9 protein-coding genes are annotated in these 14,126 nt (G+C 72.9%); 4 read left to right on the top strand and 5 right to left on the bottom strand.

What is annotated here, in order from left to right; genetic code table 11:
* Positions 1-83: 83 nt before the first annotated feature.
* From H4696_RS23155 to pdxR, 3 genes are all read right to left on the bottom strand, one after another.
* Positions 84-2,021, bottom strand: coding sequence for a tachylectin-related carbohydrate-binding protein (locus tag H4696_RS23155; RefSeq protein WP_158104282.1), 1,938 nt, complete (start codon positions 2,019-2,021; stop codon positions 84-86).
* Positions 2,022-2,329: 308 nt separating this feature from the next.
* Positions 2,330-4,099 carry an MFS transporter gene (locus tag H4696_RS23160; protein WP_086858170.1) on the bottom strand — a complete coding sequence of 590 codons (1,770 nt, stop codon included), beginning with the start codon at positions 4,097-4,099 and terminating at the stop codon, positions 2,330-2,332.
* 439 nt (positions 4,100-4,538) lie between these two features.
* Positions 4,539-5,984 carry a MocR-like pyridoxine biosynthesis transcription factor PdxR gene (pdxR, locus tag H4696_RS23165; RefSeq protein WP_086858171.1) on the bottom strand — a complete coding sequence of 482 codons (1,446 nt, stop codon included), beginning with the start codon at positions 5,982-5,984 and terminating at the stop codon, positions 4,539-4,541.
* 28 nt (positions 5,985-6,012) lie between these two features.
* Between pdxR and H4696_RS23170 the strand changes: the two genes are divergently transcribed.
* Complete coding sequence (locus tag H4696_RS23170) at positions 6,013-6,789, top strand: L-histidine N(alpha)-methyltransferase (protein WP_086858172.1); 777 nt, start codon at positions 6,013-6,015, stop codon at positions 6,787-6,789.
* Positions 6,790-6,874: 85 nt separating this feature from the next.
* Here H4696_RS23170 and H4696_RS51290 read toward each other — a convergent pair whose 3' ends face one another.
* Positions 6,875-10,114: a tetratricopeptide repeat protein gene (locus H4696_RS51290; RefSeq protein WP_086858173.1), complete on the bottom strand. Its 3,240-nt coding sequence runs from the start codon at positions 10,112-10,114 to the stop codon at positions 6,875-6,877.
* Positions 10,115-10,346: 232 nt separating this feature from the next.
* Positions 10,347-11,075, bottom strand: coding sequence for an alpha/beta fold hydrolase (locus H4696_RS23180; RefSeq protein WP_086858174.1), 729 nt, complete (start codon positions 11,073-11,075; stop codon positions 10,347-10,349).
* A 47-nt stretch (positions 11,076-11,122) separates the two neighbouring features.
* Between H4696_RS23180 and H4696_RS23185 the strand changes: the two genes are divergently transcribed.
* From H4696_RS23185 to H4696_RS23195, 3 genes are all read left to right on the top strand, one after another.
* Positions 11,123-12,376, top strand: a complete 1,254-nt coding sequence (locus H4696_RS23185; RefSeq protein ID WP_086858175.1) for a cytochrome P450 — start codon at positions 11,123-11,125, stop codon at positions 12,374-12,376.
* On the top strand, positions 12,376-13,263 hold the full coding sequence (locus H4696_RS23190; protein ID WP_225955785.1) for a LysR family transcriptional regulator: 888 nt from the start codon (positions 12,376-12,378) through the stop codon (positions 13,261-13,263). The genes H4696_RS23185 and H4696_RS23190 overlap by 1 nt, the downstream gene beginning before the upstream one ends.
* Positions 13,264-13,367: 104 nt before the next feature.
* A complete protein-coding gene (locus tag H4696_RS23195) occupies positions 13,368-14,126 on the top strand; it encodes an SDR family NAD(P)-dependent oxidoreductase (protein ID WP_086858177.1) in 759 nt (252 codons plus the stop codon).

Consider the following 14,126-nt stretch of genomic DNA (forward strand, 5'->3'; position numbering starts at 1 on the left):
CGGTCGGACGACTGCACGGCAAGGGGACAGCCGGGCGGGCCTCGAACCACGTCGAGGCCCGCCCGCCCGTCAGGCGAACTGCGTCAGAGAGCCGGCTTCGGCAGCGGGCCGCCGGTGAACACCGTCGCCGGGCTCGCGCTGCGCGCGAACGCGGTCGTGACCGGGACACCCGAACCGAAGGCGTAGGTGACGCCGTCGCTGTCCCGGTAAGTCACCACCACGCCCCCGGCCGAGAGCCCGGTGAACGTGGGGTCCGTCGCGGACTGGTAGGCCGCCCCGGTCCGGGAGTCGACCAGCTTCTGCCAGGCCTGGTAGCCCGTGCTGCCAGGCGCGTTCTGCTGGGTCACGTAGACGTAGCCGTCCGTGGCGCGGACGGCCACGTGGACCACGCCGCCGGTGTCGACCGCGGCGGCCGGGGAACCCTGCGCGGTGACGCCGGCCAGCGGCTGCCACGTGCCGGTGAAGCCCGCCGCCTGCTCACGCTGGTTGACGACCACGCCGTCCGGCTGGACGGCGAAGGCTTCGAGGTTCTTGTCCGGGTTCGCCGTCGCGGCGAGCTTGCCGGTCCAGCCGGTGCCGGGCACCGCGCTCCAGGCGCTGAGCGTGCCGTCGAGGTAGGTCGCCTTGGTGTAGGTACCGCTGGTGGTCCGGGCGACGAGGTCGATCCCGTCGCCCTGGGCCACCGCGGTCAGGTCCGCGGTCAGTCCCGACGACGGCAGGACCCGCCACGGCAGGAACTGCTTGCTGTTCGCGTCCTGCGGGCGGACCAGGAGGCGGCCCGCGCTGTCCACGGCGAACGCCGTGCCGGTGCCTGAACGCTGGACGAGGACCGCGGCGCCGGGCGTCCAGCCGCCGAAGCCGCTCGCGGCGGGCCAGGTCGTGGTGGCCGCCGCCTGGGTGCTGCTGCGGGTCTCGCTGTCCTGGCCGAGAGCCGTGACCAGCAAGCTGTCGTCGGAGCCGCGCAGCGCGCTCGGGGTGCCGGTGTACTCCTGGTAGCCCGGGACCACCGCGAAGTCGACGACGGTGATGTCCGTCGAGCGCTGGCGGCCGTGGATGAGCCGGCCGAACCCGTCGACGTAGAAGTGCTGGAGCTTCCCGCCGGTGCCTTCGACGACCGCGCTCGGCGCGTCGGCGACGACCGGGACCGAAGGACGTGTGGGCAGGCCGGGGTCGACCAGCTTGCAGTCGTCGGTCGTGACGCTCAGCTGGTAGTCCGTGCCGATCGTGCCGACCACCTTCCAGCCCAGCCAGCTGCCGGCGCCCAGGTAGCGGTACCACTTGATCTGGCCGGTGTTCTTGTCCAGCGCGTAGAGCACGTCCCCGCCCGCGGACGCGATCTGGCTGTAGTTCTGCCAGCCACCGCTGCCGACCAGCCGGGCGTACTCGAGCCAGCGCTGGCTGACCGGGTCGTACTGGAAGCGGTAGAGGTCGCCGCCCGGGGTGCGGGCGTAGAACACGCCGGCGCCCGCGCCGACGATCATGTCGTACTTGGTCGTGGTCCAGCCGGTGTCGATCAGCCGGCTGGTCCAGACCTTCGCCGTCTCGTCGTAGCGGAGCCAGGCGAGGATGTTGTCGTGCGACCAGTAGAAGTCGCCGGTCGCGTCGACGGTGATCCGGTTGCGCTGCGAAGCCAGGGTCACGCCGTTCCAGCCGGTCGCGATGATCTGGCCGGTGCCGCCGTTCTCCCAGCCGGTGGCCAGCCGCCGCTGGCGCAGCACGCTGCCGTTGTCGGAGATGAGGTACATCCGGCCGTCGGGGCCGGCGAGCGTCTTGCCCGCCCACGTGTTGCCGATCGTCGCGCGTCCCGTCCAGGAGACGGCGCCGGTCTCGGGTTCGTTGTGGCGGTCGAGGTCGAGGTGGGTGTCCGGGAGGGTGTAGAAGACGCCGGCGCTGGCGCGGCAGGTGATCGTGTCGGCCGCGGCGGCCACGTTCGCGCCGGTCACGGTCACCGCACCGGTGAAGGCGACGGTGAGGGCGCAGCCGAGGACGGCGGATCTGCGGGCAAAGGGTCTCTGGCGCATGGGACTTCCCCTTGTCGTGAAAGCGTTTTCGAACAGCGCGAAGCATGCCTGCGGCGATGGCGGGCAACGGTCGGCGATGGGCGCGGGGCACCGGGATCCGGGCAGACTTCCCCGTGCGCGACACCTCCCCATGCCGCGCGGCGACGAGCCCGCCTCCCGCGAGCTGTTCGATCTTCCCATCCGATCTTCTTACGGTGGCGTTACCGGCTCTTGGGTAGTTGCACCGTTCGGACTACGACCGAAGTAGGGGAACAAACGGGCCGGGTGCCACCGCGAAGGTGGCACCCGGCCCGTTTTCCTTGCGCTGTCTAGCGTTCGCTCGCCGGCGACACCAATTCGCTCGGCCCGCCGCCGGACTCACCGGCGACCGCCGCCAGTTCTTCGCCCACCGATTCGCGGTCCTTCGGGCGGGCGTCCTTCGTCAGCAGCGAGGCCACCGCGCCGATCAGGCAGACCACGATCGCGAAGCCGAACGCCACCGCCAGGCCTGACTGGAACGGCCCCGAAATCAGGTTCGGGAAGAAGCTGCGGCCGGTCAGGAAGGACGCCTGGTCCGGCGGGAGCGTCGCCAGCTGGCCGCCGAGCAGCTGCTGGATCGGGTTGTAGCCCAGGAACGCCGCGAACAGCACCGCCACCGCCGGGAGGTTCGCCACCTGGGACGCCGCCGCGTCCGGGACGCCGTGGGCGACCAGACCGTCGTGCATCGTGGCCGGGAGGCTGCTCGAGAGGCCCGAGATGATCAGGCTGAAGAAGAAGCCGATCGACAGGACCATCGCGGCGTTCTGGAAGGTCGTCATCATGCCCGCGCCGGAGCCGCGCGCGTCGGCCGGGAGGCTGTTCATCACCTCGGCGCGGTTGGGCGAGGAGAACATGCCCATGCCGATGCCGTTGATCAGCAGGATCGCGGCGAACGCCCAGTAGTTGAAGTTCACCGGCAGGATGATCAGCAGCAGGAACGTGATCGCCGTGATGAGCAGGCCACTGGAGGCGAGCAGGCGGCTGCCGATGCGGTCGGCGAGGATGCCCGACGTCGGCGCGGCCACCAGGAAGCCGATCGTCATCGGGAGCATGTAGATGCCCGCCCACAACGGCGTCTGCTCGAACGTGTAGCCGTGCTGCGGGAGCCAGATGCCCTGCAGCCAGATGATCAGGATGAACTGCAGGCCACCGCGGCCGAGTGACGCCGTCAGGTTCGCGATGTTGCCCCAGGTGAACGAGCGGATCCGGAACAGCGAGAGCCGGAACAGCGGGTTGTCCACCTTGGTTTCGATGACCACGAACGCGACCAGCACGGCGACGCCACCGATCAGGCAGGACAGCACCATCGGGCTGGTCCACCCGGTCTGCGACGTCCCGTAGGGCTGGATGCCGTAGGTGATGCCGACCAGCACCGAGATCAGGCCGACCGCGAAGGTGATGTTGCCCCACCAGTCCATCCGCGCGTGCTTGCGGACGCCGGTGTCGTGCAGCTTGAGGTACGCCCAGATCGTGCCGATCACGCCGAACGGCACCGAGACCAGGAAGATCAGGTTCCAGTCGACCGGCGCGAGCACCCCGCCGACGACCAGGCCGAGGAACGAGCCGGCGATGGCCGCGACGCCGTTCATGCCGAGCGCGAGCCCGCGCTGGTTGGCCGGGAAGGCGTCGGTGAGGATCGCCGAGGAGTTCGCCATCAGGAAGGCGCCGCCGACGCCCTGCACGATCCGCCAGCCGATCAGCCACAACGCGGCCGCGTCGCCGCCGAACCACGTGACGGCCAGCATGATGGAAGAAACGGTGAAGACGGCGAAGCCGAGGTTGTACATCCTCGCGCGGCCGTACATGTCGCCGAGCCTGCCGAAGCTCACCACCAGCACCGCGGTGACCACGAGGAAGCCCATGATCATCCACAGCAGGTAGCTGGTGTTGGCCGGCTCGAGGGGGTTGATCCCGATGCCCTTGAAGATGTCGGGGAGCGCGATCAGCACGATCGAGGAGTTGATCGTGGCGATCAGCATGCCCAGCGTCGTGTTGGACAGCGCGATCCACTTGTACCGCGGCCCCAGTTCCGCGATCGAATACGTCCGGCGTTCCGCCACTGTGCAACCCTTCTGCTCGCCAGTCCCTTAGCTAGGCTAAGCAAGTTGCTTGCGTATGGCAACCAAGTGGGCGAAACGCATGGGAGAGCATGATCACAGTCGGTTAACTGTCCTTTGTGGATCCTTTACCGGGGCGGCCGGTCGGCACCTTCGCCGGCCAATGGGTGACCGTGGCGCGAGTTGTGGTGTCTTGAATGAGTCATTCAGGTCGCCGGCGGTCCTGAATGACTCATTCAAGACGCCGGCGCAACGCTGCGGACCGCACCAAGCCCGACTTTGCCGGGCCCCTGACGTCTGGTGCGGTGAACGACCGGTTCATGACGCTTTCGGCCGGTGTTCCCGGTGAGGTCGGGTGGTGCCGGCTGCTGCTGGGTGTCGCGGAGCCCTGTCGCCACATTCACCGACGCCGGTCTCGCGGTACCGCTCCGGCCCGAGCGGGCTAAGGGACCAGCCGCCCCAGTACTGCGACGCCCTCCTCGATCTCCGAAGCCGTCCGCGCCGCGTACCCCAGCACCAGCCCGGGCCGACCCGGCCGCTGCCGGTGCCACGACAGCGGCTGCACCTTCACCCCCTCCGCCAGCGCGGCCGCCGCCACCGCGACGTCGTCGACCTCGCCGTCGAACGTGATCGTCAGGTGCAACCCGGCCGCCGCGCCGTGCACCCTCGCGGCCGGCAGGGACGCCGACAGCGCGCGGATCATCGCGTCCCGGCGACGCCGATGCCGCCCCCGCACCACCCGCAGCTGCCGCTCCAGCTCGCCCGTCTCCATCAGCCGGGCCAGCACCAGCTGGGCCAGCACGGCGTTGCCCAGGTCCGCGAACCGCTTCGCCGCCACCAGGTCGTCCCGGAACCGCGGCGGCGCCAGCAGCCAGCCCACCCGCAGCGCGGGCGCCAGCAGCTTCGACACGCTCCCCGTGTAGCAGACCTCCGGCACCATCGACCGCACCGCGGGCACCGGCGCGCGGTCGTAGCGGTGCTCGGCGTCGTAGTCGTCCTCGACGACGATCCCGCCGTCGGCCACCCAGCGCATCAGCTCGCGGCGGCGCTCGCCGCCCAGGACCACGCCCATCGGGAACTGGTGCGCCGGCGTCAGCAGCACCGCCGGGGACTGCAAGGAATTGACACGCACGCCGTCGTCGTCCACCGGGATCGGCGGGGTCGCCAGCCCGCAGTGGTGCAGGTGCTGGCGCGCGCCCAGCGATCCCGGGTCCTCCACCGCGATCTCGGCGATCCCGTGCTGCCGCAGCACCTCCCCCAGCAGCGTCAGCGCCTGCGCCACCCCCGCCACCACGATGATCTCGCCCGGATCGACGCGGATCCCGCGGTTGCGCGCCAGCCAGTGCGACACCGCCAGCCGCATCGACGGCGCGCCGCGCGGGTCGCCGTAGCCGAAGTGCGACGGCTCCAGCTCGTCGAGCACCGCCCGCTCGGCGCGCAGCCACGCCGCGCGCGGGAACGCCGTCAGGTCCGGGACACCCGGCGTCAGGTCGATGCGGGCCGGGATCGCGCGGATCGCGTCGAACACCTCGACGCCGGGCAGCGGCGTGATCACCTTCGACGGCACCCGGGCCGGCGCGGGGTCCGGGGGCAGCACCGGCGCGGCGACCACGACCGTGCCCGCGCGGCCGCGGCCGGCGGCGTGCCCGTCGTCGATGAGCCGCTGGTAGGCCTCGGTGACCACGCCCCGCGAGACGCGCAGCTCGGCCGCCAGCACCCGGGACGCCGGCAGCCGGCCGCCGACCGGGAGCCTGCCGTCGGCGACCGCGGCGCGCAGCTGGCCGGCGAGCCAGTCCGCGAGCCCGCCGGGCGGCGCCTCACGGACGTCGAGCTGGAGGAAGTCCGACCCTATGGACCCCTCCGAAGGGCCTGCTTTGGCTCTGTCCACCGGACCATTGTCGCAGCACGCTGAACTCATGGACACCACTTACGTGCACGGGTACACCGCTCCCGAAGCCCGCCGCCTCGGCGACCAGGCCGACACCCTCGCCGAGCTCCTGCACGCCGGCACGGCCTTCCCCGCCGGCAGCCGCGTGCTGGAGGTCGGCTGCGGCGTCGGCGCCCAGACCGTCCACCTCGCGGCCCGCAGCCCGGACGCGCACCTGACCGCGGTCGACGTCTCCGAAGCGTCGCTGGAGCAGGCCGCGGCCCGGGTGACCGGCGTCGACTTCCGCCACGCCGACCTGTTCGACCTCGACGGCGAGTACGACCACCTCTTCGTCTGCTTCGTGCTGGAACACCTGACGGCGCCGGAGAAGGCCCTCGCCCACCTGAAAACGCTGCTGCGACCCGGCGGCACGATCACCGTGATCGAGGGCGACCACGGCTCGGCCTTCTTCCACCCACGCAGCGAACCCGCGCAGGCCGCGATCGACTGCCTCGTGCGCCTGCAGGCCGACGCCGGCGGGGACGCGCTCATCGGGCGGCGCCTGTACCCGCTGCTCGACGGCGCCGGCTTCGACGACGTCGTGGTCGAACCGCGGACGGTTTACGCCGACCCGTCCCGCCCCGCCCTCGTCACCGGGTTCACCCGCGACACCTTCACCGCGATGGTCGAAGGCGTCGGCGAAACCGCCGTCGCCCGGGGCCTGGCCACCGCCGAAGACTGGGCTCGCGGCGTCGCGGACCTGCACCGGACCGAGGACGGGACCTTCCACTACACGTTCTTCAAGGCCACCGGGAGGACATCGTGATCACCCGACGGCTGGCGGGCAGCACCAACTTCGTCGACCGCGACCGCCAGCGGCTGGAAAGCGACCTCGCCGCGCTCGAACCGCGTTACCCGACCACGCGGTCCAAGGCCGCCAGGTGGTTGCGGACGCGGATCGCGCCGGGCACGCACTCCCCGGCGTAGCAGGCCAGCGCGCGTTCCCAGTGCTCGCGCGCGGCCACCGCGTCGCCGAGTCCACAGTGGACTTCGCCGAGCCCGCAGTGCGCGCGGCCCTGTTCGGGACCGCAGCCGGTTTCCTTGGCCGCGGCCAAGGCTTCCCGGTGGTACGCGAGCGCCTCCGACGTCGCCCCGCGCGCGGCCGCCACCGCGCCCAGGCTGTTGAGCACGCGGGATTCGAGGCCCCGGTCGCCGCATTCCCGGGCCAGGCCCAGTGCTTCTTCGAGGTGGCGGGCCGCTTCCCCGGGCCGCCCCTGCGCCAGCCGGACGTCGCCGAGGTGCTTCAAGGCGACCGCGCGGTTGGTCGGGCTGCCCGTCTCGCGCGCGATTTCCATCGCCCGCTCGAGGTGGGCCGCGGCCTCGGCGTACCGGCCGCGCGCGTGCTCGACGTCGCCGAGGATGCCGAGCGCGTACCCCTCGCTGACGCGCACGCCCATGGCCCGGAAGTGCTCCAGCCCTTCCGCCAGCGCCACCGCGGCTTCGTCGTGATTTCCCTGCGCCGACAACGCGTCGCCGAGGTTCACCAGCGCGTAGCCCTCGCTGGTGCGGTCGGCGGTTTCGCGCGCGAGGGCCAGGGCTTCCCGGTGGTACGCGGCCGCTTCCGCGTACCGGCCGATGCCGCGGCAGGAGCAGCCGAGCACGACCAGGACCAGGCCCTCGCTGGTGCGGTCACCCGTCTTCCTCGCCACCGCAAGCGCTTCCGTCGAGTAGGTGATCGCCTCGGCGAACCGGCCGAGCGCGCGGCAGACCAGGCCGAGGGTGTTGAGGACGTGGATCTCGGTGCGCCGATCCCCGGTTTCACGGACGAGGACGAGCGCTTCCTCCAGGTACCGCCGCGCTTCCCGCGACCGGCCGACGCGCCAGTGGCCGAGCGCGATCAGGGTCAGCGGCTCGGCTTCGGCGGCGCGGTCGCCGGCGTCGTGGGCCAGCGCCGACGCGTGCGTGTGCAGCACCAGCGCTTCCTCGTGGTAGCCGCCGACGTCGAGGTAGTGCCACAGGATCCCGGACAGCAGGCGCAGGTGGTCGGCCCAGCCGCGCCGGGTCGCGTGCGCGGCGACCGCGAGGAGGTTCCGCCGCTCGGCTTCCAGCCACGCCTGGGCGTCGATCACCTTGACGTCGGGGTCCGGCACGACCGGCCGCAGGTGCCGTTCCTGCGGCAGGACGACGTCCATGGCCTGCGCGGCCGCGCGGACGTAGTAGTCGAACAGCCGCTCCCGGGCCGCGTGGCTCTCGTCCGGCTCGGCGGCCGCGAGCTCGGCGGCGTACACGCGCAGCAGGTCGTGCAGCTGGACGCGGTCGTCGCCGGTCTGCTGCGCGAGGTGGGCGCGCACCAGCACACCGGTCAGCCGCTCGGCTTCGGGCAGGGCGACGTCGGCGAGCGCGGCGAGCGCGACCGGCGTCAGGTCGCGGCCCGGGTGCAGGCCGCAGAGTCGGAACACGCGCGCGGCGTCGGACGGCAGGTGCCGGTAGGACCACGAAAACACCGCGCGGACGGCGGTCAGCGGGTCGCCGCCGCCGTCGAGCAGGTCGAGCCGCCGCCGTTCGTCGGCCAGCTCCGCCGCGAGCGCGGCCAGCCGCTCGCCCTCGCGGCTCAGCGCCAGCTCGGCGACCAGCCGCAAGGCCAGCGGCAGCCGGGCCGAGTAGCCGATCAGCGCCGCGGTGGCCTCGGGTTCTTCGTCGACGCGCGGGCCGAGCAGCGCCCGCAGCAGGTCGCGGGCTTCGGCGTCGGTGAGCAGGCCGACCAGCACGCGGCGGGCGCCGTGCCGGGCGACCAGCCCGGGCAGCGCGTCCCGGCTGGTCACCAGCACCAGGCACGACGGCGAACCGGGCAGCAGCGGGCGGACCTGGCCGACGGAACCGGCGTTGTCCAGCACCAGCAGCATCCGGCGGCCGGCGAGCGCGGTGCGGAACTTCGCCGCGCGCTCGTCCGGTTCGGCGGGGATGTCCGCGCCGGGGACGCCGAGTGCGCGCAGGAACCCGGACAGCGCGTCGCCCGGCTCGACCGGCCGGACCGTGCCGTAGCCGTGCAGGTCGAGGTAGAGCTGCCCGTCGGGGAACTCCGCTGGCGCGCGCTGCGCCCAGTGCACGGCGAGCGCCGTCTTGCCGACCCCGCCGGTGCCGGAGAGGACGGCGATGCGCGCGCCGGTGTCGTCGCGGTGCAGCAGCTCGTCGAGCTCGGCCAGCTGGGCGACGCGGCCGCGGAAGCCGGGCACGTCGGCGGGCAGCTGCGCCGGGACGCGGGCCGGGGGCTCCGGCTCGGCGAAGTCCTGCCGCAGCACCTGGCGGTGGGCGGCGCGCAGTTCCGCGCCGGGGACGATGCCCAGCTCGTCGGCGAGCCGGCGGCGCACGTCCGCGAAGACGTCCAGCGCGGCGGCCTGGCGCCCGGACGCGGCGAGCACCAGCATCAGCCGGGCGTGCGCGGACTCGTTCAGCGGCTCCTCGGCGGTCAGCACCCGCAATTGCACCGCCGCGTCCTCGGGGGCCGCGACCCCGGCGTAGGCCATCACGGCCTTGGCGCGCCGCATCGCGAGCGCGAGCCGGGCGGGGTGCTGGCGCAGGCGGTCGACGTCGGCGAGCGCCGGGCCGCGCCAGAGTTCGAGGGCCGGTCCGGGCTCGTCCCGCGCCAGGAGGGCTTCGAACTCCAGCAGGTCGAGCTCGTTTTCCCCGGCGGAGAGGCGGTAGCCGCCCTTGTCGGTGGCGATCAGGTCCGCGGGCCGCAGCGCCCGCCGCAGCCGGGCGACGTAGGTGTGGAGCAGGTCCAGGCACGACGGCGGCGGCTCGTCCCAGACGACGTCGACGAGGTCTTCGCGCCGGACGGTCCGGTTCGGCTGCAGCGCCAGCAGTGCCAGGATGAGGCGCTGCTTTTCCGCGCCGATCTCGACCGGCTCGGCGCCCCGCGACACCGTCAGCGGGCCCAGCACGCCGATCCGCACCGGCTCGGGCGGGGCCTCCGCGAGTGCCTCCCGCAACCGCCGTTCGGTCTCCGGGCGCGGCCGCCGGACGCTGCCGAGCTCGGCGTTGCGCACCGCGCGGAGGCTCAGCCCGGCGCGCTCGGCGAGCTGGGCCTGCGTGAGCCCGGTCAGCACGCGGCGCTCACGAAGCCATCCGGCGAACGACCGGCCTTCCTCCACAGGCGTCCTCTCCCGAGCGGAACGTACCGCTCAAGCATCACGATCGTGCCTCCCGAGCTGTACCACCGAACGGCGAAGATAACCGTTTCCGCAGGTACCGACCGTGACCACGGTGTGACGGCGCAGTACAGGCGCTCGTCCACCACGAGTTCCTAGGCTTGCTCCCGTCCGGTGGTGACGAGGGGTTCGCGGAGCAGCCGTCGCATGGGGTACGACGGCTGCACCCGGGCCATCAGACGCCGAAGCGCTCCAGCAGGGCGCGCACGGCGGCTGGGTTCTCGACGTGGGCGTTGTGCCCGAGGCCGGCGAGGGTGACCGCGTCCGGGTCCAGCGCGCGCAGCTGCTCCGGGCGGCTCATGGGGTCGTGCTCGCCCGCCGCCAGCACGACCGGGCACCGCGCCGCGGCGAGCAGCGCCGGCATGTCCGGCGCGCCGACGCCGAACGCGGCCGGGTCCATCGCGAGGCGCCAACCTCCCTCGGTCTCGCGAAGCCCGGCCGGGTCCGCGGGCGCGATCCCGAGCAGCCCGGACACCTTGAGGTACGCCTGCTCGGCGTCCACCCGCGTCTCGAACACCCGCGACGGCTTGGCCGCGAAGCTCGCCGCGCGCCCGAGGTCGTCCTGGCTCCACTCGACCTTCACGCCGAGCGCCAGCACGCCCGCGACCTCGACGTCGTACTTCCCGGACGCCAGCTCCAGCGCCAGCACCCCGCCGAGCGAATGGCCGGCGACGACGTATGGGCCCTTCCCCGGCAGCGCACGGGCGACGGCGGCGGTGAGCGTCTCGAAGCTGTAGTGCGGCAGCGGCGAGGACGGGCCGTGACCGGGCAGGTCGGGCACCAGGACGCGGCGGGGCAGCGACGGGGCCAAGTGGGCCCACACGGCGCCGGTCGCGCCCAGGCCGTGCAGGAGGAGGACGGCCGGTTCGCCCTCGCCGCCGGTGCGCATGTTCAGGGTGTCCATTCCGGCAGCCTGCCAAATTGTCGGTGGGCGCGGCTAGGGTCGGGCTCGTGACGATCACCGATCCGGACACCTACGTGCGAGGTGTCCCGTACGAGGAGCTGGCGCGGCTGCGGCGCGCCGGCCCGGTGGTGCGCGTCGACGACTTCTGGGCCGTGCTCGGGCACGCCGAGGTGCGGCAGGTCCTGCGTGACCCGGGAGTGTTCTCGTCGCAGCTCGGCGGGACCCAGATCCGCGACGCGGCCGACCTCGCCTACGTGCGCCGGATGATGCTGAACATGGACCCGCCGGAGCACGGCAGGCTGCGCGGGCTGCTGACGAAGGCGTTCACCCCGCGGGCCGTCGCGAAGCTGACTTCGCAGATCGAGACGTGGGCGCGGGATCTCGTCGCTTCGGTCGCGGACCGGGGCGAGTGCGACTTCGCCGCAGTGGCCGCCGATCTGCCGCTGATCACCCTGGCCGGGGTGTTCGGCGTGCCGGAGCGGGACCGGCGGCTGATGTACGACTGGAGCAACCGCGTGATCGGCTACCAGGACGCCGAATACGCGGTCAGCTCGACGGTTTCCGTCTCCGAGGTGAGCGACCTCGCGCGGGCCGCGCTCGCCGTCCGCCCATCGCCGGGGCCGGACGGCGCGATGCCGGATCCGCGGACGCGCGCGGGCATGCCGGACCTCTACGCGTACGCGAACGCGCTGGGCGAGTACAAGCGTTCGCACCCGGGTGACGACGTCATGAGCAACCTGATGCGGCACGTCGGCGACGACGGCGGGCGCGTCTCGCTCGCCGAGTTCGAGAACCTGTTCTGGCTGTTTTCCGTGGCGGGCAACGAAACCCTGCGCAACGGGCTGCCGGGCGGGCTGCTCGCGCTGCTCTCGCACCCCGCGGAATACCGGCGGCTGCTGGCGGACCGGTCGCTGCTGCCGTCGGCGGTCGAGGAGATGCTCCGGTGGTGGACGCCGGTGATGCACTTCCGGCGCACGGCCGCTGCTGACGTCCGACTGTCCGATGTGGACATCCGCGCCGGGGACAAGGTGGTGGTGTGGTTCTCTTCGGCCAACCGGGATCCCGCGGTGTTCCCTTCCCCGGACACCTTCGACGTCGGGCGCACGCCGAACGACCACCTCACCTTCGGCCACGGCCCGCACTTCTGCCTCGGCGCGCACCTGGCCCGGGTGCAGCTGCGGGCGATGTTCGGTGCGGTCTTGGACCAGCTGGGTTTCGTGGAGCTCGCCGGCGAGCCGGTCCGGCTGCGGTCCAACTTCCAGAACGGCCTCAAGTCGCTGCCGATCCGGTGGGGCCGCTGATGGAGATCCGCGAGATGCGCGCGTTCGTCGCGGTGGCCGAAGCCGGGACGATGTCGAAGGCGGCGCGGCAGCTGCACATCAGCCAGCCCGCGCTGTCCCAGACGATCACGGCGCTGGAACGGCGGCTGGGTCTCCAGCTCCTGGTCCGCACGAGCACCGGCGTGCGGACCACCGACGCCGGGGCGACGTTGCTGGGCGAGGCCAGGGCGGTGCTGGCGCGGCACGAACAGGCCCTCGCCGCGCTGGCGCGCCACACGACGACGGACGTGCTGCGCGTCGGCGTCCCCCTGGAGCTGCCGCCGGAACTGCTGCCGTCGGCGCTGGCGCGGCTGGCGGCGGCGTTCCCGGAGACGCGGGTGCAGGCCCGGCACCTGTCGTCGGTGGCGCAGGTGGCGGCGCTGCGCGCGGGTGAACTGGACGTCGGGCTGGTGCGCGAGCGCCCGCCGGGGCCCGACCTGGACGCGGTGCTCGTGGTGGCGGAGGACGTCGGCGTCCTGCTGGCCGCGGACCTCGCGGAGAAGCTGGGTTCGCCGGTCCGGCTGGAGGACCTGGCCGGGCTGGAGTGGTTCGCGTTCGCCCGCGCGGGCAGCCCGGCGTGGTACGACGAGCTGGCGGCGATCCTGCGCAGCCACGGCCTCGACGTCGGCCCGGAGGTCCCGGAAGAGCAGCGGCTGATCGTCGAGCTGAAGATCCCGGCGGTCAACGCGGGCGGGGCGTACGCGTTCGCCCCGGCCGAGTGGCCGTACCCGCTGCCGGACACGGTGCGGTGGGTGCCGCTGGCGGGCAACCCGATCGTCCGGCGGACGTGGGCGGTCTGGCCTGCCGCGTCGCACCGGCGTGACGTCGCGGAGTTCGTCGCCGCGCTGGAGGACTATCGGGCGGACTGATCGCGGGCATAAGCGATGCCGAACGCCGGACCGGAAGTCCTGTCCGGGTCTCGCGCTTGAACCCTCCGACCGGGAGACACCCGGGTCTTCGGAGGAGTTGAACGATGAGTGCAGATCTGTCCGCGTCTCTGTCCGGGTCGACGGCGCTGGTGACCGGCGGGACGAGCGGCATCGGCCGCGCGACGGCGATCACGCTGGCCGGGCTCGGCGCCCACGTGGTCCTGTCCGGCCGGGACGCGGCGCGCGGTGCCGAGGTCGTGTCGGCCATCCGCGAGGCGGGCGGCAAGGCCGACTTCGTGGCGGCCGACCTGGCCGACGCGGCGTCGGCGCGCGCCCTCGCCGACCGGGCGCGGGAGGTGGGCGGTCACGTCGACGTGCTCGTGAACAACGCGGGCATCTTCCCGACCGGCCCGACGGCTTCGACGGCGGAAGCGGAGTACGACCGCGTCTACGCGATCAACGTGAAGGCGCCGTTCTACCTCGTGGCCGAGCTGGCCCCGGAGATGGCCGCCCGCGGCCGCGGCGCGATCGTCAACGTGTCCACCATGGTCGCGGCGCGCGGCATGACGGGCATGGCGCTGTACGGCTCGTCGAAGGCCGCGGTGGAACTGCTGACGAAGGCGTGGGCGGCGGAGTTCGGCCCATCCGGCGTCCGCGTCAACGCGGTCAGCCCGGGCCCGACCCGCACCGAAGGCACCGCCGCGTTCGGCGACGGCCTGGACGAGCTGGCAGCCGCGGGCCCGGCGGGCCGGGTGGCGTCCCCGTCCGAGATCGCGGCGGCGATCGCATTCTTGGTAACGGACGACTCGAGCTTCATCCAGGGCGCAATCGTCCCGGTGGACGGCGGCCGGCTGGCGGTGTGA

Origin of the sequence: Amycolatopsis lexingtonensis (genome assembly GCF_014873755.1) — a bacterium.
In the GTDB taxonomy this organism is placed as follows: Bacteria; Actinomycetota; Actinomycetes; order Mycobacteriales; family Pseudonocardiaceae; genus Amycolatopsis; species Amycolatopsis lexingtonensis.